The sequence below is a fragment of the Streptomyces bottropensis ATCC 25435 genome, assembly GCF_000383595.1.
GTDB lineage: Bacteria > Actinomycetota > Actinomycetes > Streptomycetales > Streptomycetaceae > Streptomyces > Streptomyces bottropensis.
In genome coordinates, this window is sequence record NZ_KB911581.1 from 4427579 (window position 1) to 4449184 (window position 21606).

Here is a 21606-nt window from a genome sequence, read left to right on the forward strand (position 1 = left end):
ACGAGGGGTGCGCACAGCGCGCGTTCCGTCACAACGTGGTCGTCCCCCGCTTCGTGGTCCCAGAACAGATCGTTCCGGACAGCGGGCGGGCCCGGCATCGGGAAGATCACGTATCCGGCACGGCTTCGACCGCGCCGTGTCGCTCACGGCAGGGTGCTCACGGCGGAGCGCTCACGTGTCCCCGTCGCGGTGTCCGTCGCGCAGTCCGTCACGCAGTTCGTCGCGCGTGTGGAGAGCCGCCAGCGCGGCCCGCGAGGTCACGCCCGTCTTGCGGTAGATGCGGGAGAGATGGGTCTCGACCGTGCGCGGGCTGAGGAACAGACGTTCGGCTATGGCGGGGCTGGTCAGCCCCTTCGCCACGAGAGCGGCTATCTCCCGCTCTCGCGGGGACAGGACGGTCAGCTCCACGGACAGCGCGTCCTGCGACGGTCCGTCGGCCCCCGTGCCCGCCCCTGCCCCCGCACCCGCCCCCGGACGCGCACCCGCCCCCGGACGCGCACCCGCTGCCGGACCGCCGGCGTCACCCGCACCCGGCTCCCCGTCACCCGCTCCCGTCGTTCCTCCTGCGCCCGCAGCGCCGAAGACCGCCGGCCGGATCATCTCCGCGAGCCCGGTCAGCAGATGGGCCTCGCCCTCGGTACTCAGTCGCAGGGCACGCTCCCACATGGCGCGGGCGCGCGCCGGGCGCCCGGCGGACGCGGTCACGGGCGCCCCCAGCAGCAGGGTCTGTGCCTCCCACAGCCGGCTCCCGCCCCGGGCCGTCTCCGCCGCGGCGCGCTCGAACAGGTCGGCCGCGGCCGCCACATCGCCGTCGGCCAGCGGCACATGTGCCGAACTGCGCAGTGCGGACGCCCGCTGCGCCACGAGACGCAGTCCTTCCGCCTCCTTGCGAGCGCGCTCCGCCCACTGCCGGGCCTGGTCGCGGTCCCCGGCGACGAAGGCGGCACTGACGAGGATCTCCATGAACAGCGGCCGCATGCTCGGCTGCAGGCCGCCGAGATCCTCGCCGCCCGCCCGGAGCACGGCGGCGCGGGCGCGCGCCGGGTCACCGGCGTGGAGCGCCGCGTACGCGAGCATGCACCAGGCGATGGACGCCCACCAGCGGGTGCCGGCACCGGCCCGTGCCACGGCCTCCTCGGCGACGGCCACTGCACCGCCGTCGCCCGGCGGGAGGGCGGGGACCAGGGCCTGGGCCTTGGACGCCAGCACGAAGGCGAGCAGCTCGTCGCTGCCGATGCCCCGGGCGATGGTCTCCGCCTCCTCGGCGAGTTCCAGGGCCGGCCCCAGCCGCAGCGTCATGACCTGGATGTGGGACAGGCACAGCAGCAGATGCGGCACCACGTAGAGCAGGCCGCCCCGGCGGGCGATGGCCAGACCGCGCTCGGCATGGCGTTCGGCGTCGGCGTACCGTTCGAGGAATGCCTCCGCCCAGCCGAGCCGGGCCAGCGGTTCACACAGGCCCGCCAGATCCTGGTCGGTGAGGGAGTCGATGAGCGCGCCGGCCCGGTCGGCGGCCTCGGCGGCGGCCGCGGTGTTCCCCTCGTACGCCTCCCCGAGCGCGGTGACGGCGAGCGCCCCCGCCTCGGCGACCTCGTCGCCCAGTGACCGGGCGAGCTCCAGGGTGCGGGTCACGTCCTCGCGCACGTCAGGGTAGGAGCTGGCGTGCGGGGCGGACGAGCCCAGTTCCAGGCCGAGTTGGACGGTCTCGGCGGGAGAGAGGTCGGCGCTGCGGGCCAGTTCGCGGCGCAGCAGGGCCACCGCCTCCGCGTACCGGCCGAGATGGCGCTCCATGACCGCGCACAGGGTGACCGCGCAGGCCCGTACACCGTCGTCGGTGCCCGGCGGTGACAGGCTGATCACCTCGTGCAGCAGGTCCCGGCTCTCCCGCAGCCCGCCGCAGGCGCCGAGCGCCTCGGCCCGCCGCAGCATGAGGTCGCGGCGCAGCGCGCCGTGCTCCGACCGCTCCGGCAGATGCGTGAGGGCGACGCCCAGCCAGTGGGCGCTGCTCGCGGGCGCGGTGGCGGCGGCCTGCCGGGCGGCCTCGGTCAGGACGGTCACGGCGTCGGGGTCCCAGCCGGTCAGTGACCGTTCGACGTGATGCGCGCGCTCGGTGACCGGTGCCCCGATCCGGGCGAGTTCGGCGGCGGCGAGATGGTGCATCCGCGTGCGCAGCAGGGGGTCGGTGGTGTCGTGGACGAGGGAGCGCAGCACCGGGTGCCGCAGGGCCCAGCGGCCGTCGGGCCCCGGCCGCGCGAGGTCACGGGCGGTCAACTCCCTGAGGTCCGCGTCGAGTTCGTCCTGCCGCCGACCGGTGACGGCGGCCACCAGCGCGGGTGCGGCGTGGTCGCCGAGCGCGGCCACGGCCTGGACCGTGCTCCGTTGGCCGTCGGTGAGGGGGGTCAGCTCGTCCAGGAGCAGCGAGCTGAGGCCCGCGGGCCTGCCCGCCTGCAGCAGGGCGAGGAAGTACAGCGGGTTGCCCTCGCTGGCCGCGTACAGCTCGGCCGCGAGGGCGGGCGGACGGTCGGGGGCGAGCGCCGCGAGGCAGGCACCGCGGTCCAGGGGGCCGAGTTCCAGGCGCAGCACCGTTCCGGACTCCACTCCCCGGGTGAGCGAGGCGACGAGCCGGGGCGAGGTCTGCCGTTCGCGGCGCGCCACCACGATCACCACGGGCGCGCGGCGCGGCGGATGCCGTACGAGATGGTCGAGCAGTTCCAGGGACGCCGGGTCCGCCCAGTGCACGTCGTCGAGGGCCACCACCAGGCCCTTGCCGGTCCGGGCGATCCGGGCGAGGAAGGCCGCCGCCGCGCGCTGCAGCGCGAAGCGGTCCATGGAGTGGACCTCGGCGAACGGGGAGGGGATGCCGGTCTCGGTGTCGAGGTCGGTGAGGGCGTCGGCGAGGGGCTGGTAGGGCAGATGCTGCTCGTACTCGGTCGCCCGGCCGCGCAGCACCGTCATGCCCCGCGCCCGCGCCGATGCGCAGAACTCCGACACCAGTCGGCTCTTGCCGATCCCCGCCGCGCCGGTGACATCGACGACCGCCGGGCCGTGGCCGGTCCCCCCAGGTCCGTGGCCCGTCGCCCCAGGTCCGTCACCGGTCCCCGAGGGTCCGTCACCGGTCCCCGTCAGTCCGTCGAGTATCCCGGCGAGCCGTGCCAGCTCGGTCTCCCGGCCCACCAGCGGAGCCACGTCCCACGGCAATGCGATTCCCCCCGAAGCCGGCCCCGGGCCGTCCCGGAGCCCCGCCGGAGGGCCCTGATCGCGCACCTCCGGCCGATTCCCGAAGATTGTACGTAGCCCCCGGTGGGCCGACGGCCCGGTCCCCGCACCTGTACGAGGGCCACCTTGACGGCCCTGACCGGCGCACCTAGGTTCCCCTCGACGCGATCAGCATGATCGGACGGACAGGTCCGCGATCAGACAGGCAGGTCGACGATGACGGACTCCCACACCCCCGACGGCGCGGCCGCCGTCCGACCGCTCCAGGTGGAGACCCACGGCCTGGACGTGATCGGCGACGCGGACCGCAAGGGCACCCCACGCACCCTCTTCTGGCCCTGGTTCGGCGCGAACGTCTCCATTCTCGGCATGAGTTACGGCGCCTTCGCGCTCGGCTTCGGCATCTCCTTCGCGCAGGCCCTGGCCGCCGGAGTCATCGGCATCGTCTTCTCCTTCCTGCTCTGCGGCTGCGTCGCGGTCGCCGGCAAACGCGGCTCGGCGCCCACGATGGTGCTCAGCCGTGCCGCGTACGGAGTCCGCGGCAACCGGCTGCCCGCGGCTGTCTCCTGGCTGCTCACGGTCGGCTGGGAGACCGTGCTCTGCGCGCTCGCCACCATGGCCACCGCCACCGTCTTCGGCCGGCTTGGCACGGGCGGTGGCACCGGGACCAAGGTGATGGCCCTCGTCCTGGTCGCCGCGCTGGTCGTGGTGGTCGGTGTGATGGGCTTCGACCTGATCATGCGTTTCCAGACGGTGATCACGGTCGTCACCGGTGTGCTGACGGTCGTGTACGTCGTCCTGGTCGCCGACCACGTCCACTGGTCCGCCGTCAGCGCCGTACCGGCCGGATCCGCGCAGGAGTTCATCGGCGCCCTCGTCTTCCTGATGACGGGCTTCGGGCTCGGCTGGGTCAACGCGGCCGCCGACTACTCCCGTTATCTCCCGCGTGCCTCCTCCGGCCGGGGTGTCGTCGGCTGGACCACCTTCGGCGCCTCGCTCGCCCCGCTGCTCCTGCTGGTCTTCGGACTGCTCCTCGCCGGCTCCTCCGCCGACCTCGACGAGGCCGTGGCCGCCGACCCGATCGGCGCGCTGACCACGCTCCTGCCCACCTGGTTCCTCATCCCGTTCGCCGTCGTCGCCGTGCTCGGCCTGGTCGGCGGCGCCGTCCTCGACATCTACTCCTCCGGCCTCGCCCTGCTCGCGGCCGGTCTGCGCGTACCGCGCCCGCTGGCCGCCCTCGTGGACGGCGTGCTGATGATCGCGGGCGCCGTCCACATCGTCTTCTTCGCCGACGACTTCCTCGGCCCGTTCATCGGCTTCCTCACCACCCTCGGCGTCCCCGTCGCCGCATGGTGCGGTGTCATGCTCGCCGACCTTCTGCTGCGCCGCCGCGACTACGCCGAGGCCGACCTGTTCCGCCCGGACGGCCGCTACGGCGACATCCCGCCCGGCCCCCTCCTTCTCACCGTCGCCGCCACCGCCCTCGGCTGGGGCCTGGTCACCAACTCCGCCGCGGGCTGGCTCGACTGGCAGGGTTACCTCCTCGGCCCCTTCGGCCTCGGCGGCAGGACCGGTGACTGGGCCTACGCCAACCTGGGCGTCCTGCTCGCCCTGGCGGCGGGCTTCCTCGGCACGCTGACGCTGTCGCGGGGTCGGGTCCGGGCGCAGGAGACGGCGGCATGAGCGCGCCCGCCCCGGCGGGCCTGCTCGCCGTCATCGACATGCAACGCGTGTTCGCCGAGCCCGACAGCCCCTGTGCGCTGTCCACGGCTCTCGCGGCGGCCGACGCGGGCGCGGAGGTGCTGGAGGCCGCCGACGCCTGCGCGGGCGCGGACGACGCGTCGCACGCCAAGGCCCTGCACGTGCTGGACCAGTACCGGCCACTCGTCCGGGTCGTGACCGTCGACGAGATCCCCGGTCAGTCGCGGCCCGTACCCCGGTACAGGTCCAGCTCCCCGTCCAGTTCCAGGGCGAGCACGGTCGCGTACGGGTCGAGGTCGGCCTTGGCGGGGGCGTCGATCCAGGTCACTCCGGGCACGGCGTCGAGGCCGCCGATCACCCGGTGGCCCAGTTCGGCGCCCGTGCCGAGGACGGTGACCTTGCGGACGGGATTGCGCAGCCCCCGCACCGCGACGGACTCGCGCGGCACGTCGAAGCACGTCAGATACAGGGTGCGCCGGTCGGCGGACAGGGTGCTCGGACCGTAGTGGTGCCCGGCGGGCAGCCCCGCGACCGTCCCGTGGACGGCGGCGGAGTGCCGCCCGATCCACGCGCCGAGCCCCTCCAGCCGCTCGACCTGCTCGGCGGGAATCGTCCCGTCCGCCCTGGGGCCGACGTCGAGCAGCAGATTGCCGCCCATGCCGATCGTCTCGGCGAAGTAACGCACCAGCTGCCGCACCGACTTGTGGTTGTGGTCCGCGTGCTGGAACCCCCAGGAGTCGTTGATGGTCAGGCACAACTCCCAGGGTCCGTCGGGCGCTTCGAGCGGCACCCCCTGCTCGGGGGTGGCGTAGTCGCCGCGGCTCAGCATGCGGGCGTTCAGGACGGTGTCCGGGTTCTCTGCGAGAATCAGCTCGGCCAACTCCGGTATCCGCCACTGCTGTTCGGTGCGCTCCCACTCGCCGTCGAACCACAACAGGTCGGGGCGGTACCGCTCGACCAGCTCCCTCACCTGTCCGTCGCGGTAGGCGAGGTAGCGGTCCCAGGCCGCCGGGTCCTCCTCGCCGGGTGCGGCGTGCGAGTAGGGGTTGGCGTCGTTGCCGCCGGGGTGGGTGTTGGTCCACTGGTCGATGTCGGGGTGGCGGAGGCTCGCGTAGTCCGGGTGGTTCCAGTCGGAGTGCGAGTAGTAGAGGCCCACCTTCAGGCCCCGCTCGCGCAGCGCGTCCACGTATCCGCCGATCAGGTCCCGGCCCGCCGGGGTGCGCCGGACGACGTCCAGGTCGCCCTGCGCGGTGTCCCAAAGGGCGACGCCGTCGTGGTGGCGCGCGGTGAGCACCGCGTATCCCGCTCCCGCCCGCGCGAACAGCTCGGCCCATGCGGTGGGGTCGTAGGCGGACGCGGTGAAGCCGTCGAGCTGTTTCATGTACTGCTCGTGTGTCACCTCGCCCCAGTAGAAGGACCAGGACTCCGGCACTCCGTCCACGGCGTAGATGCCGTAGTGGATGAAGATGCCCAGCTTGGCGGCGGGAAACCAGGGTTGCATGGTCATACGGCCACGCTAGGCGGACGGTCCCGGCGCGCGCGTGGGCGCCGGTCACCACTGCTGGTCCGTTTTCACCACCGGGCGCTTCGGCGCTCGGCTCCGAGCGGCTGCCGTTCCTTCCGGCGGACGCGGTGGACGGGCCCTGGCCGGAGTGGCCGGCGATACACGGAGCGACGTAGAGGAATGCGTGCGTCCGTGTCGGGTACGCGCAGGGCGACGCGCCCGGTACGGACGCCGTACCGGGCGGCCTTTCCATCACTACCTGGGATCTTCCATGGACATCTCCCCCAACGGCCACCACGCGCCCCAGGCCGCCTCGCCGGCCCAGCGCGCGCTGACCGCGCTCGCCATCGACACCCACGACACGGCCGCGCTGAACACGCTCGCCGACAGTGATGTGCTGATTCCCGTGCCGGACGACGCCGACGAGGCGGCCGTGAGCGATCCGACGGCCGTGGCGCTGCCCGTGCTGGAGCAGCCGGGCGGTGAACAGATCGTGCCGGTCTTCACCTCGGAGCCGGCGATGGCCGAACTCCTGCCCTACGTCTCGCGCTACCGCCTGGTACCCCTGGGCGCCCTGGCCTCCCAGTGGCCGGCCGACGTCGACCTGTCCCTCACCATCGACGCCGGTTCCCCGCACGGCCTCACCCTCGACGCCCACGACGTGGGCACCCTCCTGGGAGGGCAGGGGATCTGAGTCCGGGAGCCACACGAAGAATCGGGGAGAGCAGCCCCTCGTGCCCGGTCCGGCCGGGTCGCGGGCGGGCTGTCAGCCCTGCCGCAGCATGCGGGCCAGCGCGTCACGCTGCAGCGGCAGCGTCTCGGCGTGCAGCTCGCGGCCCCGGTCGGTGAGAGCGACCCACACGCCGCGCCGGTCCTCCGCGCAGACGGACCGCTCGACCAGGCCGTCCTTCTCCAGTCGGCCGATCAGCCGGGACAGCGCGCTCTGGCTGAGATGGACCTTCTCCGCGATGTTCTGCACCCGGCACAGGTCTCCGGCCGCCGTGGCGGTCGCCAGGCCCGAGGCGAGGATGTCGAGCACCTCGAAGTCGCTGGCACCGAGGCCGTGCGGATGCAGTACGCGGTCGATCTCGCACATCGTGCGGGCGTGTACGGACAGGATGTCCCGCCACTGGTCCTCCAGCCGGACACCGGCCGTGTTCGCTGCCATATGTGCACGGTAACAGAGGGCGAGGTGATTGTTTCCTGTGCAACTAGTGCAGGTGCAACGACTGCCCGCTACTACTCCGCCGCGGTGTCCTGAAGGAGCCCGATCAGGTTCCCGTCCGGATCCTTCACCGAGGCGATGAGCCTGCCGCCGCCCACGTCGTGGACGTCCTCCAGCACCTGCGCGCCGGTGACGAGCAGTGCCGCGAGGCTCGACCGGATGTCGGTGACGTGCCAGTACGGCACGGGTCCGGTCATCCCCTTCGCGTGCCCGTTCGGGTCCAGGCCCACGTCCTGCCCCGCGTCCTTGAAGCCGACGTAGTATGCCGAGTCCGCGTACGGCTCGACCTCCAGCAGGGCGCTGAACAGGGCCTTCGCCGCGGCGAGGTCCTTGACGGGGTAGATGACGGTCTGGAGTCCGGCGGTCATGGGGTGCTCCTCGGCGGTCGTATCGCTGGTCGCTGTGAACTGCGCTCCACGCTAGGGCGCGGGCGGCTCGGCGGGCTTCTCCGATCCTGATCGATCGATCCAGGGATGGTGTCCCTTCGACGTTCGGGCGCAGGTCCTGAAAGGCGGCGGGCGCAGCCCCTGCCTCTCAGGGGCGCGGGGAGCTGCGCGACCAGCCCCCGCCGGGCCCGCGGACGGACTCAGGCAGGGCGGAGCCAGACCGTGGCCAGGGGTGGCAGCGTCAGCCGGACACTGCCCGACCGCCCGTGCCACGCCACCGGCTCGCGTTCGACGGGACGTGGATCGCAGACCCCGCTCCCCCCGTACGCCACGGCGTCCGTGTTCAGCACCTCGTGCCAGGCCGGGACATCCTCGGGGACACCCAGCCGGTACTCCTGGCGCACGACCGGGCTGAAGTTGGACACGGACAACAGCGGCACCCCCTCCGCGTCGAGCCGCAGGAACGCGAAGACGTTGTCCTCGGCGGCATCCCCGCTCACCCACTGGAACCCGGCGGGATCGGTGTCCCGCTGCCAGAGCGCCGGTGTCCGGAGGTACACCGCGTTGAGATCGCGGACGAGGTCACGCACGCCACGGTGGTCCGCCTCGGCCCCGTACCCCGGATCGAGCAGCCACCACTCTGGCCCGTGCGCCTCCGACCACTCCGCGCCCTGGGCGAACTCCTGCCCCATGAAGAGGAGTTGCTTGCCGGGGTGGGCCCACATGAAGCCCAGGTAGGCCCGGTGGTTCGCCCGCCGCTGCCACCAGTCGCCCGGCATCTTCGACACCAGCGCCCGCTTGCCGTGCACGACCTCGTCGTGGGAGATCGGCAGGACGTAGTTCTCGCTGTACGCGTACACCATCGAGAAGGTCATCTCGTCGTGGTGGTACTTGCGGTGCACCGGCTCGTGCTCCATGTAGCCGAGCGAGTCGTGCATCCAGCCCATGTTCCACTTCAGCCCGAAGCCGAGGCCGCCGCTGTCGGTCGGGCGGGTCACGCCGTCCCAGGCGGTGGACTCCTCCGCGATGGTCACCACGCCCGGCGCGCGCCGGTACACCGTCGCGTTCATCTCCTGGAGGAAGGCGACCGCGTCCAGGTCCTCGCGCCCGCCGAACACATTGGGGGTCCACTGACCGGAGTCGCGCGAGTAGTCGAGATAGAGCATCGACGCGACCGCGTCCACCCGCAGCCCGTCGACATGGAACTCCTCGCACCAGTACACGGCGTTCGCCACCAGGAAGTTGCGCACCTCGGTGCGCCCGAGGTCGAACTCGAACGTCCCCCAGTCCGGGTGCTCGGCCCGGCGGCTGTCCCCGGGCTCGTACAGCGGCTCCCCGTCGAACCGGCCGAGCGCCCAGTCGTCCTTGGGGAAGTGCGCGGGCACCCAGTCCAGGATCACCCCGACGCCGGCCCGGTGCAGCGCGTCGACGAGGTACCGGAAGTCGTCCGGCGTACCGAGCCGCGCGGTGGGCGCGTAGAAGCCGGTGACCTGATAGCCCCAGGACCCGCTGAACGGGTGCTGGGCGACCGGCATCAGCTCGACATGGGTGAAGCCGAGGTCGGCGACGTACGCGGGCAGGACGTCCGCGAGCTGACGATACGTCAGCCCAGGTCGCCAGGAGGGAAGATGGATCTCGTAGACGGAGAACGGGGCCTCGTGCACCGGGGTGTCCCCGCGCCTCGCCATCCATTCCGCGTCGCCCCACTCGTACTGCGAGGCCGTGACGACGGACGCCGTCGCGGGCGGCACCTCCGCCCGGCGTGCCATCGGGTCCGCCTTGAGCAGACGGTGGCCGTGGCGGGAGGTGATCTCGTACTTGTAGTGGGCGCCCACGCCCACCCCCGGCAGGAACAGCTCCCAGACCCCGGACGATCCGAGGGACCTCATCGGGAACCCCGTCCCGTCCCAGCAGCCGAAGTCACCGGCGACGCGTACGCCCCGGGCGTTCGGCGCCCACACGGCGAAGCGGGTGCCGGGCACGCCCTGGTGGGTCATCGGTTCGGCGCCGAGCGCCTTCCACAGCTGCTCGTGCCGCCCTTCACGGATCAGATGCAGATCCAGCTCGCCCAGTGCGGGCAGGAAGCGGTACGGGTCGTGCACCTCGTGGTCGGTGTCCTCGTACGAGACGCGCAGCGTGTACTCCGGGACGGCGTCACCCGGCAGCAGGACGGAGAAGAGACCGTCGCCCTCCGAGGCGAGGTAGGTGCGCTCACCGTCGATCACGACGCTCACGGCGTGGGCGTACGGCCGCAGTGCCCGCACGGCGATCCCGCCCGGCACCGGGTGGGCGCCGAGCAGGGCGTGCGGGTCGTGGTGGGCGCCGGAAAGGAGCCGCGCACGGTCGTCGGGGGCGAGGGGAGGGGCGGCCACGGTCAGTCGGGGCCCGCGCGGAGGCGGGCCCCCCGCCTCCGGGGGAGTGGTGTCGCGCAGGGCCACGGTCTCAGTCTCCTCTCACGGCGAGACGCTCGATCGCCGCCATCGGTACGGGAAGCCAGTCGGGGCGGTGCCGGGCCTCGTAGAGCACTTCGTACACGGCCCGGTCCGTTTCGTAGGCGCGCAGCAGCCCGTGCTTCTCGCGCGGGTCCCAGCCGGCGTGCGCGGCGTAACCCGCGCAGTACGCCTCCCGGCAGTCGCGAGCCCATTCCGGGCGCCAGGGGCGGCGCTGCCGGGCGGCGTAGTCGAAGGAGCGGAGCATCCCGGCGATGTCCCGCACCGGCGACTGGGTGCCGCACCGCTCGGCCAGCGGACGGGACGGCTCACCCTCGAAGTCGATGACGAACCACTCCCGGCCCGCCCGCAGCACCTGCCCCAGGTGCAGATCGCCGTGGACACGCTGCGCGGGCGGCCCGACATCGCAGGAGAGCAGGGCCCGGAAGGCGGTGCGCAGACCGGGGACGAACGGCCGCAGCGCCGGAACGGAGCGTGCGGCGGCGTCCAGCCGTTCGGTCATCGCGGCGGCCGTCCGCCCGTTCTCGTCATGGGCTCCGGAGGGGAAGGCCGAGGCCAGCGCCAGGTGGACCTCCGCCGTGGCCCGGCCCAGCTCGCGGGCCTGCGCCGTGAAGTCCCGCCCGGCGGCGAGTGCGCCGAGTGCCAGCGTCCAGCCGTCCGACGCGTCGGGCAGGAACGGCTGCAGCACACCGAGCGTCGCCGGGAACGGATCGGTCGTCCGGAACCAGGCCACCGGCGCCGGCACCCGGCCACAGCCCTGCCCGGCCAGCGCGCCCGGCACCTCCAGGTCGGGGTTGACCCCCGGCTGGATGCGCCGGAAGACCTTCAGGATGAACGCGTCCCCGTAGACCAGCGAGGAGTTGGACTGCTCGGCGTCCAGCAGCCGGGGCGCGAGCCCGGCCGGCACCCGTACGCCGGGGTCCGCCTCGAACCGCAGCGGGCCCGCCGTACCGGGGTGCCGCAGCCGTTCGAGCAGCAGCTGGGCCGACCGGGGGTCGTACAGCGCGTCGTACACGGTGAGCCCCGCGAGCGGGCCCTCCTGCGCCTGCCCGATGAGCGCCGGGCCGAGGCGCGGCGTCCGGTGTTCGCGCACGCCGAGCACCAACTGGTAGCAGTCACCGGCGCAGGGGGTGCCACCGGGCGCGGGCACCCCGCCGTGGCCGGTGTGGCTCGGCTGGCCGGTGTGCACGAGCAGATGCAGACAGCCCGGATACAGCTCGGTCATCGACAGCAGGGCGAGGTCCGTGACCGGCCGGTCCTTGCCGGCGAACCAGCGCTGCCGCGGCAGCCACTCGCGCAGCAGTCCGGCCAGCGAGGTCATGAGGTCGGCGGCGACCCCGTCGCTGCTCGGCCGGAGCAGTGCGGTTGCGGTCTTCGACATGGTGACGCGTCCTTTCGCCGGGCCGCGCCTCAACGCCCGGGGGCGGCGCGGGTGAGGACTCGGGAGAGCCGGAACCAGTAGAAGCCGTGGCCCGCGAGGGTGAGGAGATAGGGCAGTTCACCGATGGCGGGGAAGCGGACTCCGCCGATGAGTTCGACGGGGTGGCGTCCTTCGTAGGCGCGCAGATCGAGTTCGGTGGGCTGCGGGAAGCGGGAGAAGTTGTGCACGCACAGCACCAGGTCGTCCCCGTCCTCCTCGATCGAGGGGGCCTCGCGGAGATACGCCAGCACGGCCGGGTTGGACGAGGACAGCTCGGTGTAGCTGCCGAGGCCGAACGCCGGGTTCTGCTTGCGGATCTCGATCATCCGGCGGGTCCAGTGCAGCAGCGACGAGGGTGAGGACATCGACGCCTCGACGTTGGTGACCTGGTAGCCGTGGACCGGGTCCATGATCGTAGGCAGGTAGAGACGGCCGGGGTCGCAGGTCGAGAAGCCGGCGTTGCGGTCCGGCGTCCACTGCATGGGGGTGCGCACCGCGTCGCGGTCGCCGAGCCAGATGTTGTCGCCCATGCCGATCTCGTCGCCGTAGTAGAGGATCGGCGAGCCGGGCAGGGAGAGCAGCAGGGCGGTGAAGAGTTCGATCTGGTTGCGGTCGTTGTCCAGGAGGGGGGCGAGGCGGCGGCGGATGCCGATGTTGGCGCGCATGCGCGGGTCCTTGGCGTACTCCGCGTACATGTAGTCGCGTTCTTCGTCGGTGACCATCTCCAGGGTCAGCTCGTCGTGGTTGCGCAGGAAGATGCCCCACTGGCAGCTTGTGGGAATGGCCGGGGTCTTGGCGAGGATTTCCGAGACCGGGTAGCGCGATTCCCTGCGCACCGCCATGAAGATCCTCGGCATCACCGGGAAGTGGAACGCCATGTGGCATTCGTCGCCGCCGCTGGGGAAATCGCCGAAGTAGTCGACGACGTCCTCCGGCCACTGGTTCGCCTCGGCCAGGATGACCGTGTCCGGATACAGTGCGTCGATCTCCCGGCGGACGTGCTTGAGGAACGCGTGAGTGGCCGGCAGGTTCTCGCAGTTGGTGCCCTCCTCCTGATAGAGGTAGGGCACGGCGTCCAGCCGGAAGCCGTCGATGCCCAGGTCGAGCCAGAACCGCAGGGCGGCCAGCATCTCCTCCCGGACGGCAGGGTTCTCGTAGTTGAGGTCCGGTTGGTGGGAGAAGAAGCGGTGCCAGTAGTACTGCTTGCGGACGGGGTCGAAGGTCCAGTTGGAGGCTTCGGTGTCGACGAAGATGATGCGGGCTTCGGGGAACTGTTTGTCGTCGTCGGCCCAGACGTAGTAGTCGCCGTAGGGGCCGTCGGGGTCCTTGCGGGACTCCTGGAACCACGGGTGCTGGTCGCTGGTGTGGTTCATGACGAAGTCGATGATGACGCGCATGCCGCGTTGGTGGGCGGCGTCGACGAATTCCACGAAGTCGGCGAGGTCGCCGAATTCGGGGAGGACGGCGGTGTAGTCGGAGACGTCGTAGCCGCCGTCTCGCAGGGGGGATTTGAAGAAGGGCGGCAGCCAGATGCAGTCGATGCCGAGCCACTGCAGGTAGTCGAGTTTGGCGGTGAGGCCCTTGAGGTCGCCGACGCCGTCGCCGTTGCTGTCCTGGAAGGAGCGGACGAGTACCTCGTAGAAGACGGCGCGTTTGAACCAGTCCGGGTCCCGGTCCCGCTGTGGCGTGTCCTCGAAGGTGTCAGGGATGGGTTTGTTCAAGGTCATGGTGTACCCGGCACTCCGATCTGCGGCGAGGAGGACGCGCTCCCGGCGGGGAGCTGGACGTGGAGGATGTGCGCGGGTGCCCGGCCGGGTTCCAGACGCACGTAGTTCGTCCTTCCCCAGCGGTAGATCTCACCGGTCAACTCGTCGTGCACGGGCGCGTCCTCGCCCGGGCCCAGGCCGAGTGCTGTCATGTCGAGGGTGATCGTGGCCTCCTGGGTGTGGTGGGGGTCGAGGTTGACGACCACCACGACCGCGTCCGGGCCGGTGCGCTTGCTGTACGCGATCACCGCGTCGTTGTCGGTGTGGTGGAAGCGCAGGTTCCTGAGCCCGTGCAGTGCGGGGTGGCGCCGTCTGATCTCGTTGAGCTTGCCGAGCAGGGGGGCGATGGTGTGTCCGTCCCGTGCGGCTGTGTCCCAGTCGCGGGGGCGGAGCTGGTACTTCTCGGAGTCGAGGTATTCCTCGCTGCCGGGTTTGAGCGGGGTGTTCTCGCAGAGTTCGTAGCCGGAGTAGATGCCCCAGGTGGGGGAGAGGGTGGCGGCGAGGACGGCGCGGAGTTCGAAGGCGGGGCGGCCGCCTTCCTGGAGGAAGGCGTGGAGGATGTCGGGGGTGTTGACGAAGAAGTTGGGCCGCATGTAGGCGGCGGCCTCACCGGCGAGTTCGGTGGCGTAGTCGGTGAGTTCGGCTTTGGTGGTGCGCCAGGTGAAGTAGGTGTAGGACTGCTGGAAGCCGGTGGCGGCCAGGGTGTGCATCATCGCGGGGCGGGTGAAGGCCTCGGCGAGGAAGATGACGTCGGGGTCGGTGGCGTTGATGTCGGCGATGACCTGTTCCCAGAACACGACCGGTTTGGTGTGGGGGTTGTCGACGCGGAAGATGCGTACCCCGTGGTCCATCCAGTGCCGCAGGACGCGGGTGGTCTCGGCGATGAGGCCGGGCAGGTCGGCGTCGAAGGCGATGGGGTAGATGTCCTGGTACTTCTTGGGCGGGTTCTCCGCGTAGGCGATGGTTCCGTCGGGGCGGTGGTGGAACCATTCGGGGTGCTTGTCGACCCAGGGGTGGTCGGGGGAGCACTGCAGGGCGAAGTCCAGGGCGATCTCCAGGCCCTGGGCGCGGGCCTGGGCGACGAAGAAGTCGAAGTCGTCCAGGGTGCCGAGGTCGGGGTGGACGGCGTCGTGGCCGCCCTCGGGGGAGCCGATCGCCCAGGGCACGCCGACGTCGTCGGGGGTGGGGGAGAGGGTGTTGTTGCGGCCCTTGCGGTAGGTCGTGCCGATGGGGTGGATCGGGGGGAGGTAGACGACGTCGAAGCCCATCGCGGCGATCGCGGGCAGGCGGCGGGCGGCGGTGCGGAACGTTCCGTGGGGCTGGGCCGGGGTGCCCTCGGAGCGGGGGAAGAACTCGTACCAGGAGCCGAACAGGGCCCGTTCCCGTTCCACCAGCAGCGGCAGCGGCTCGGAGGAGGTGACCAGTTCCCGCAAGGGGTGACGGGTCAGGACCTCGTCCACCTCCGGCGCCAACGCCGCCGCCAGCCGGTCGGCGACCGGGAGGGTGTCGTCGCGGAGTCTCCGCACGGCGTTGAGCAGGGTCGCGTGCAGGTCCGCCTCGGGCACCCCGGCGGCGGCGCGCGCGTACAGCTCGGCGCCCTCCTCCAGGACGAGTCCGGTGTCGATGCCGGCCGGGACCTTGATGCGGGCGGTGTGACGCCAGGTGGCGATCGGGTCGCTCCAGGCCTCGACGCGGTACGTCCACCGGCCTTCGGCGGTCGGGGTGACGCAGGCGCCCCAGCGGTCCGTGCCGGGGGTGAGTTCACGCATCGGGGTCCACGGGGCCGGCCGGCCCTCCGGATCCTTGAGCACCACGTTGGCGGCGACCACGCCGTGCCCCTCCCGGAAGAGCGTCGCGGTGACCTCGAAGGTCTCGCCGACGACTGCCTTCGCGGGACGCCTGCCGCACTCGACGAGCGGGCGGACGTCCCTGACGGGGACGCGGCCGACGGCCGGGGCCGGGATCGGGCTCATGGGTCTCACCTCCGCCGTGCTCGGGGGGTCGGCGCTGGGCCGAACGGGTACTGAACGGGTCCTACCGCCCTGCCGTGAAACGCTGCCCGGACGGCGGACCGCGTCGGGCGGAACGGGTCTTGCCGGACTGGTCCTTACGGGTCTTGCCGTTCTGTTCCTGCTGGGGACGGCCCGTCTGCTCCTGGAGATAGGCGGGCAGGCTCGTCTGGAGGTAGCGCTCGGCGGCCGTCACGGCCTCCCGGGCGCAGCGCTTGCCCATCAGCACGCACAGCGTGTAGCCCGAGTCCTCGAAATTGTCCCGGGCCGCGCGGTCGGTCGGGGACGCGAGCATCGCGCGTTCCCAGGTGCGGTAGCGCCGCAGATGTCTGGCCACCTCGTTCTTGGCGGGCAGCAGCATGTGCTGGTCCCTCCCGGCACTCTCGGCGGAGCACGCTTCCCGGGGGAGGTCGTGCATGGAGGTGCACCGGCGCCTGACGGAGCCGATGCCTTCACTCATGGTGCACAGGTAACCACCGGCCGTCTTGTTGGTTCTTCAACTACCCCACGGGTCGCTCGTGTTGCACGAATGGCGTAGCACTCCCACTCTGGAGCTGACTCAGAAGTAACCGGTGCTCACGCTTCGTGCTCATGGGGCGGGAGCTTCGTCGGTGAGGAGCCAACGACGATGAAGACCGCAGTGCCTCGCTACTACCACCTCGACGTGGAGGTCGGTCCGGAACGGGTCGGCCAGGTCGGGCGCATCCTGGCCGCCCACCTCCGGTTCTGGGACCTGGAGCCCCTCGCGGAAACCGTCTGCCACAGTGCCGAACTGCTGCTGCGCGCCATCGAGGAGCACGCGGCGGACAAGAAGGCCTCGGTCGAGATGTGGTGGAACGGCCAGCACCTGATCGCGGCGATGGGCGCGAACGACCGGGAGATGCGCCCGGACCGGGAGCTGCGCCCCTGCCTGACCCGTATCGCCGCGCTCAGCGACGGCTGGGGCTGCTGCTCGACGGCCACGGGCAGCACGGTCATCTGGTTCACCCAGCGGGCGCCGGTCGACCAGAACGTGCCCCTGGTGCCGACCGTGCCCGAACCGGCCCTGCGCGAGGTGCTCCAGGTGCCCCGTGCGACGCACGTGGCCCTGCTCGCCGGCGTGCCCGTCGGCGAGGCGCCGGACGCGTGCGAGGCCGCGCGGTGACCGTGCGACCGGACCGGAAAGGGGTGCCCGTGTGGAGCGGGCACCCCTACCCGTTGGGTGCCTCCTACGACGGCACCGGCACCAACTTCGCGCTGTTCAGCGAGGTGGCCGAACGCGTCGACCTGGTCCTCGTGGACGACGGCGGCGCCCACCGCCGGGTGGCGCTCACCGAGGTCGACGGGTTCGTCTGGCACGGCCACCTCCCCGGCGTCGGACCCGGGCAGCGCTACGGCTACCGGGTGCACGGCCCCTGGGACCCCGCCGCCGGCCACCGCTGCGACCCGGCGAAGCTCCTGCTGGACCCGTACGCCAGGGCCGTGGACGGGCAGACGGACAACCACCCCTCCCTGTACGAGCCCGGTGCCGACAGCGCCGGGCACACCATGCTCGGCGTGGTCACCGACCCGTACTTCGACTGGGGGGACGACCGGCCGCCCCGTCGGTCCTACGCCGACACCGTCGTCTACGAGGCCCACGTCCGCGGCCTCACCCGCACCCACCCGGACGTCCCCACCGAACTGCGCGGCACCTACGCCGCATTGGCCCACCCCGCCGTCGTCGAGCACCTCACCTCGCTGGGGGTGACCGCGATCGAGCTGATGCCGGTGCACCAGTTCGCCCAGGACGGCGTCCTCCAGGACCGGGGCCTCAGCAACTACTGGGGCTACAACACCATCGGCTTCTTCGCGCCCCACAACGCCTACGCCGCCCACGGCACCCGGGGCCAGCAGGTCACCGAGTTCAAGTCGATGGTCAAGGCCCTGCACGCGGCCGGCCTCGAAGTCATTCTCGACGTCGTCTACAACCACACCGCCGAGGGCAACGAGAAGGGCCCCACCCTCTCCTTCCGGGGCCTGGACAACTCCTCGTACTACCGGCTGGTGGACGGCGACTGGGGCCACTACTACGACACCACCGGCACCGGCAACAGCCTGCTGATGCGGCACCCGTACGTCCTCCAGCTGATCATGGACTCGCTGCGGTACTGGGTCACCGAGATGCATGTCGACGGCTTCCGCTTCGACCTCGCGGCCACGCTGGCCCGGCAGTTCCACGAGGTCGACCGCCTCTCCGCGTTCTTCGACCTGATCCAGCAGGACCCCGTGATCAGCCGCGTCAAGCTCATCGCCGAGCCGTGGGACGTGGGCGAGGGCGGCTACCAGGTCGGCAACTTCCCGCCCCTGTGGTCGGAGTGGAACGGCAAGTACCGCGACGCCGTCCGGGACTTCTGGCGCGGACGCCCGCACACGCTCGGCGAGTTCGCCTCCCGCCTGACCGGCTCCGCCGACCTGTACGAGCACAGCCGGCGCCGTCCGCGCGCCAGCGTCAACTTCGTCACCGCGCACGACGGTTTCACCCTGCGCGACCTGGTCTCGTACAACGACAAGCACAACGAGGCCAACGGCGAGGGCGGCCGGGACGGCGAGAGCGTCAACCGGTCCTGGAACTGCGGTGTCGAGGGCCCCACCAAGGATCCGCGCGTCCGCGCGCTCCGCGCCCGCCAGCAGCGCAACCTCCTGGCCACGCTGCTGCTCTCGCAGGGCATCCCGATGATCTGCCACGGCGACGAGTCCGGCCGCACCCAGCGCGGCAACAACAACGCCTACTGCCAGGACAACGAGGTCTCGTGGGTCGACTGGCGGCCCGACCCCGAACGCCGCGCGCTGCTCGCGTTCACCCGCGACCTCATCGCCCTGCGGGCCGCCCACCCCGTGCTGCGCCGCCGCCGCTTCTTCCGCGGCGACACACCCACCCGCGCGGGCCGGCCGCTGCCCGACCTGGTGTGGCTGCTGCCGGACGCCACCGAGATGACCGACGCCGACTGGGACCGCTCCGACGCGCACGCCGTGGCCGTCTTCCTCAACGGCGACGCCATCGCCGAACCCGACCCCCACGGCGGCCCGGTCGTCGACGACTCCTTCCTGCTGCTGTTCAACAGCCACTGGGAGCCGAAGGACTTCCGCCTGCCGGGCGCCGCGTACGGCGAGGTGTGGGTGAGCCTCGTGGACACGGCGGCGGAGCCGGACGGAGTCCCCGACGAGTCCGAGCACAAGGCGGGTACGGAGATCACCGTCGAGGCCCGGAGCCTGGTGCTGCTGTCACGGCCACCGCGGGGCGGCTGACCCGTGCCGGGACGCGGCGGCGGTCAGCGCCTGGTGCGTGACGTGATCGTGAACTGGGCGCCGTCCGGGTCGCGGAGCACCGCCTCGTCCGCGTCGTGGGTCAGGATCGTGCCACCGTGGTGCTGGGCGGCCTCGACCCGGGCCGCCACGTCGGAGACGGAGAAGTGCACCTGCCAGTGCGGGCGGATCGTGGGGTCCGGCGCGGCCTCCAGCGCGCCGGAGGTGATCCGGGCCACGGCCTCGCCCTCGCTGCGCAGGACGACCTCGTTCCCCTCGTAGTGGACCTCGCAGCAGCCGGGCTTCTCGGTGGCCCACTCCAGGACCTCGCCGTAGAAGATCGCGGCGTCGAAGGCGTCGCGGGTGTGCAGCCGGATGAAGGCCGGAGCCGCCTTGCGCCAGGTCTCCCAGTCGGTGAACAGCGCGCCCTCCCAGATCCCGAAGGAGGCACCGTGCCGGTCCGCCAGCAGGGCCGCCCGGCCGGGCGGGAAGGACAGGGGGCCGACCGCGACCGTGCCGCCGCGCTCCCGGGCCCGGGACGCCGCCGCGTCCGCGTCGGACACGGCGAAGTACGGGGTCCAGGCCACCGCCATCTGCCACAGGGACGCCACCCCGGCGATCCCGGCGACCGGCACACCGTCCGCCAGCGCGATCCGGAAGTGGTCGCCGAGCTTGGCAGTACGCCATCGCCAGCCCAGCACGGCCGCGTAGAAGTTCTCCGTGGCCGGCAGGTCCCGGCTGGTGAGGGTGACCCAGCAGGGGGCCCCGAAGACGGAATGGCTGGAGACGACGTTCTCCGCGCCTCCGAAATCGCTGTCGTTGTTCATGGCAGTCGTGTCCTGGTCTCGTCCGCCGGCACACCCCGGCCGCACTCCAGTGTCCAACCGGATCCGGGGCCGGTGCGCGTCGAGTACCCCCGTGTCGGCGTTCCGATCCCGGTGGGGACGCGATCTTCGGACGACCGTTCGGGTGGTGACCGGGGGTTCCGTGGGGTCACCGCGGGCCCTCGCGCGTGCGCCGCGCGCCGGATGCGAGGAAGATTCCACTCATGGCCGACACAAGGGAAGATTCCGCGCCCGGGCCGGTCGCCTCCGGCTCCTCGGCGCCCCACCAGAGCATGGCTCTGGCGGCGATGCTGTTCGCCGTCTCGATGACCTTCATCGACCAGACCATCGTGGCGATCGCCGCCCCGAGCATCGTGGACGAACTCGGTCTCTCCTCCTCGGGCATGCAGTGGGTGGTCAACGCCTATCTGCTCGCCCTGGCCGCGTTCTTCGCGCTCGGCGGGCGGCTCGCCGACATCGTCGGACACCGCCGGATGATGGTGATCGGCACCCTGGTCTTCGTGATCTCCTCGGTGCTCTGCGGCTGTGTCCCCGACGACAGCTTCGCGCTGGCCTGGCTGATCGCGTTCCGTGCCACACAGGGGCTGGGCGCCGCGCTGATGTTCCCCGCCGCGCTCGCCGTCGTCGTGGCCGTCTTCCCGGTGGACAAGCGCGGCAGGGCCCTCGCCCTGTTCTTCGGTCTGTCCGGCGCCCTCACCGCGCTCGGACCGCTCCTCGGCGGCTGGCTCACCGACTGGACCTGGCGGGCGATCTTCTGGGTCAACGTGCCCGTCGCGCTCGTCGCCCTCGTCCTGACCGCACTGGCCCACATCCCCCACCGGGCCCGCCGCGAACGCCTCGACCTGCCCGGCGCCGTGCTGGTCGCCGTCGGCATGGGCCTGAGCGTGTTCGGTCTGCAACAGGCCTCCTCCTGGGGCTGGAGCAGCGCCGCCACCTGGGCCTGCATCGTCGGCGGGCTCGCCGTCCTCGTGCTGTTCTGCGCCTACGAACTCCGCGTCGACGAACCGCTCATCAAGCTCCACGTCTTTCGTGACCAGGCGTTCAGCGTCGACGCGGCCGTCCTGTTCTTCGCGATGATCGCCTTCGTCCCGGTGTTCTTCTTCGCGTCGGTGTACGCGCAGGTCTCGCTCAGCGCCTCGCCCAACCAGGCCGCGCTGTTCCTGCTGTACTTCTTCGTCGGCTTCGGGCTCGCCTCCCAGTGGGGCGGCCACATCCTCGACCGGCGGGGCGCGCGGCCCGCGATGAAACTGGGCACGGCTCTCGGCGCGGTCGGCTTCGCCCTGTGGGCGAGCAAGCTGACGGACCTGTCGATGCACAACCAGTGGCCCTACGCCGCCCTCGCCGGCGCCGGGATCGGCCTCCTGCTCGCGCCCGCCTCCACCGACGCCGTCAACCGCTCCCTCGACGCCTCCTACGGCGAGGTCACCGGCATCACCCAGACCGTGCGCAACTACGCGGCGGCCGTGGGCCTCGCCGTGTTCGGCACGATCCTCACGCACGTCACCACCGACAACGTCGTCGGGACGCTGACCTCCAGAGGCGTGCCGGACGACACGGCACAGGAAGCCGCCCGCGACATCGCCGAGTCGGTCACCGGCAACCCGGACAGCCAGGCGCCCAGCGGCGACGGCCGCGTCGCCACGGCGATGCGCGACTCGATGGACGCCATCCGCATGGACTTCGCCGAGGCCAACCAGTGGGTGTTCTACGGGATGGCCATCGCGCTCGGCATCGGGTTCCTTTGCGCCCTGCGGCACCCCGGGACCCGGGTCACCGAAGAGGCGTCCGAGCCACGACGGGTGCCCGCCGACCACTGACGT

At 71.8% G+C, this 21606-nt stretch carries 15 protein-coding genes and 1 pseudogene; 6 read left to right on the plus strand and 10 right to left on the minus strand.

All coding sequences use genetic code 11. The features are described from left to right. Window positions 1-171 precede the first annotated feature (171 nt). On the minus strand, window positions 172-3198 hold the full coding sequence (locus STRBO_RS0119505; RefSeq protein WP_020114638.1) for a helix-turn-helix transcriptional regulator: 3027 nt from the start codon (window positions 3196-3198) through the stop codon (window positions 172-174). A 234-nt stretch (window positions 3199-3432) separates the two neighbouring features. Between STRBO_RS0119505 and STRBO_RS0119510 the strand changes: the two genes are divergently transcribed. Then, window positions 3433-4899 (plus strand): purine-cytosine permease family protein, encoded by a 1467-nt coding sequence (locus tag STRBO_RS0119510; RefSeq protein WP_005474695.1) that lies wholly within the window; start codon window positions 3433-3435, stop codon window positions 4897-4899. Between the two features lie 71 nt (window positions 4900-4970). Continuing rightward, window positions 4971-5135 (plus strand): annotated as a pseudogene (locus STRBO_RS44680) (cysteine hydrolase); the annotation flags it as partial. Here the strand turns inward: STRBO_RS44680 and STRBO_RS0119515 are convergent. Next, a complete protein-coding gene (locus STRBO_RS0119515) occupies window positions 5135-6424 on the minus strand; it encodes an alpha-L-fucosidase (protein WP_005474693.1) in 1290 nt (429 codons plus the stop codon). The pseudogene STRBO_RS44680 and the gene STRBO_RS0119515 sit on opposite strands and share 1 nt — an antisense overlap. 268 nt (window positions 6425-6692) lie before the next feature. Here STRBO_RS0119515 and STRBO_RS0119520 point away from each other — a divergent pair, with 268 nt between their 5' ends. Further along, window positions 6693-7115, plus strand: coding sequence for an SseB family protein (locus STRBO_RS0119520; protein ID WP_005474691.1), 423 nt, complete (start codon window positions 6693-6695; stop codon window positions 7113-7115). 72 nt (window positions 7116-7187) lie between these two features. On the opposite strand, the gene STRBO_RS0119525 is transcribed toward STRBO_RS0119520, so the two are convergent. The 7 genes from STRBO_RS0119525 to STRBO_RS0119555 all read right to left on the minus strand — a co-directional run bounded on the left by STRBO_RS0119525 (window position 7188) and on the right by STRBO_RS0119555 (window position 16038). Continuing rightward, on the minus strand, window positions 7188-7589 hold the full coding sequence (locus STRBO_RS0119525; RefSeq protein ID WP_005474690.1) for a MarR family winged helix-turn-helix transcriptional regulator: 402 nt from the start codon (window positions 7587-7589) through the stop codon (window positions 7188-7190). Window positions 7590-7660: 71 nt separating this feature from the next. Beyond that, complete coding sequence (locus tag STRBO_RS0119530; RefSeq protein WP_005474688.1) at window positions 7661-8014, minus strand: VOC family protein; 354 nt, start codon at window positions 8012-8014, stop codon at window positions 7661-7663. Window positions 8015-8232: 218 nt separating this feature from the next. Beyond that, window positions 8233-10470 carry a 1,4-alpha-glucan branching enzyme gene (gene glgB / locus STRBO_RS0119535; protein ID WP_020114639.1) on the minus strand — a complete coding sequence of 746 codons (2238 nt, stop codon included), beginning with the start codon at window positions 10468-10470 and terminating at the stop codon, window positions 8233-8235. A 4-nt stretch (window positions 10471-10474) separates the two neighbouring features. Continuing rightward, entirely contained in the window at window positions 10475-11863 is a 1389-nt protein-coding gene (locus STRBO_RS0119540) for a maltokinase N-terminal cap-like domain-containing protein (RefSeq protein ID WP_005474684.1), read from the minus strand. Between the two features lie 29 nt (window positions 11864-11892). Continuing rightward, complete coding sequence (gene treS / locus STRBO_RS0119545; RefSeq protein WP_020114640.1) at window positions 11893-13629, minus strand: maltose alpha-D-glucosyltransferase; 1737 nt, start codon at window positions 13627-13629, stop codon at window positions 11893-11895. Then, window positions 13626-15641: an alpha-1,4-glucan--maltose-1-phosphate maltosyltransferase gene (locus tag STRBO_RS0119550; RefSeq protein ID WP_020114641.1), complete on the minus strand. Its 2016-nt coding sequence runs from the start codon at window positions 15639-15641 to the stop codon at window positions 13626-13628. The genes treS and STRBO_RS0119550 overlap by 4 nt, the downstream gene beginning before the upstream one ends. Before the next feature lie 61 nt (window positions 15642-15702). Beyond that, window positions 15703-16038, minus strand: coding sequence for a DUF5133 domain-containing protein (locus STRBO_RS0119555; protein WP_005474681.1), 336 nt, complete (start codon window positions 16036-16038; stop codon window positions 15703-15705). A gap of 267 nt (window positions 16039-16305) precedes the next feature. Between STRBO_RS0119555 and STRBO_RS0119560 the strand changes: the two genes are divergently transcribed. Next, window positions 16306-16821 (plus strand): hypothetical protein, encoded by a 516-nt coding sequence (locus STRBO_RS0119560; RefSeq protein ID WP_005474680.1) that lies wholly within the window; start codon window positions 16306-16308, stop codon window positions 16819-16821. Further along, on the plus strand, window positions 16818-18944 hold the full coding sequence (glgX, locus tag STRBO_RS0119565; protein WP_086016295.1) for a glycogen debranching protein GlgX: 2127 nt from the start codon (window positions 16818-16820) through the stop codon (window positions 18942-18944). Before STRBO_RS0119560 ends, glgX begins: the two co-directional genes overlap by 4 nt. Before the next feature lie 23 nt (window positions 18945-18967). Here the strand turns inward: glgX and STRBO_RS0119570 are convergent, their stop codons facing one another. Then, window positions 18968-19768 carry a VOC family protein gene (locus STRBO_RS0119570; RefSeq protein WP_005474675.1) on the minus strand — a complete coding sequence of 267 codons (801 nt, stop codon included), beginning with the start codon at window positions 19766-19768 and terminating at the stop codon, window positions 18968-18970. 221 nt (window positions 19769-19989) lie between these two features. On the opposite strand from STRBO_RS0119570, the gene STRBO_RS0119575 reads away from it, so the two are divergent. Next, window positions 19990-21603 carry an MFS transporter gene (locus tag STRBO_RS0119575; protein ID WP_020114643.1) on the plus strand — a complete coding sequence of 538 codons (1614 nt, stop codon included), beginning with the start codon at window positions 19990-19992 and terminating at the stop codon, window positions 21601-21603. Window positions 21604-21606 lie beyond the last annotated feature (3 nt).

Excerpts from the sequence above, each read along its gene's own strand:
- STRBO_RS0119510 (WP_005474695.1), top strand. The coding sequence starts at position 3,433 with ATGACGGACTCCCACACCCCCGACGGCGCGGCCGCCGTCCGACCGCTC.
- STRBO_RS0119515 (WP_005474693.1), bottom strand. The coding sequence starts at position 6,424 with ATGACCATGCAACCCTGGTTTCCCGCCGCCAAGCTGGGCATCTTCATC.
- STRBO_RS0119520 (WP_005474691.1), top strand. The coding sequence starts at position 6,693 with ATGGACATCTCCCCCAACGGCCACCACGCGCCCCAGGCCGCCTCGCCG.
- STRBO_RS0119525 (WP_005474690.1), bottom strand. The coding sequence starts at position 7,589 with ATGGCAGCGAACACGGCCGGTGTCCGGCTGGAGGACCAGTGGCGGGAC.
- STRBO_RS0119530 (WP_005474688.1), bottom strand. The coding sequence starts at position 8,014 with ATGACCGCCGGACTCCAGACCGTCATCTACCCCGTCAAGGACCTCGCC.
- STRBO_RS0119540 (WP_005474684.1), bottom strand. The coding sequence starts at position 11,863 with ATGTCGAAGACCGCAACCGCACTGCTCCGGCCGAGCAGCGACGGGGTC.
- treS (WP_020114640.1), bottom strand. The coding sequence starts at position 13,629 with ATGACCTTGAACAAACCCATCCCTGACACCTTCGAGGACACGCCACAG.
- STRBO_RS0119550 (WP_020114641.1), bottom strand. The coding sequence starts at position 15,641 with ATGAGCCCGATCCCGGCCCCGGCCGTCGGCCGCGTCCCCGTCAGGGAC.
- STRBO_RS0119555 (WP_005474681.1), bottom strand. The coding sequence starts at position 16,038 with ATGCTGCTGCCCGCCAAGAACGAGGTGGCCAGACATCTGCGGCGCTAC.
- STRBO_RS0119560 (WP_005474680.1), top strand. The coding sequence starts at position 16,306 with ATGAAGACCGCAGTGCCTCGCTACTACCACCTCGACGTGGAGGTCGGT.
- STRBO_RS0119570 (WP_005474675.1), bottom strand. The coding sequence starts at position 19,768 with ATGAACAACGACAGCGATTTCGGAGGCGCGGAGAACGTCGTCTCCAGC.
- STRBO_RS0119575 (WP_020114643.1), top strand. The coding sequence starts at position 19,990 with ATGGCCGACACAAGGGAAGATTCCGCGCCCGGGCCGGTCGCCTCCGGC.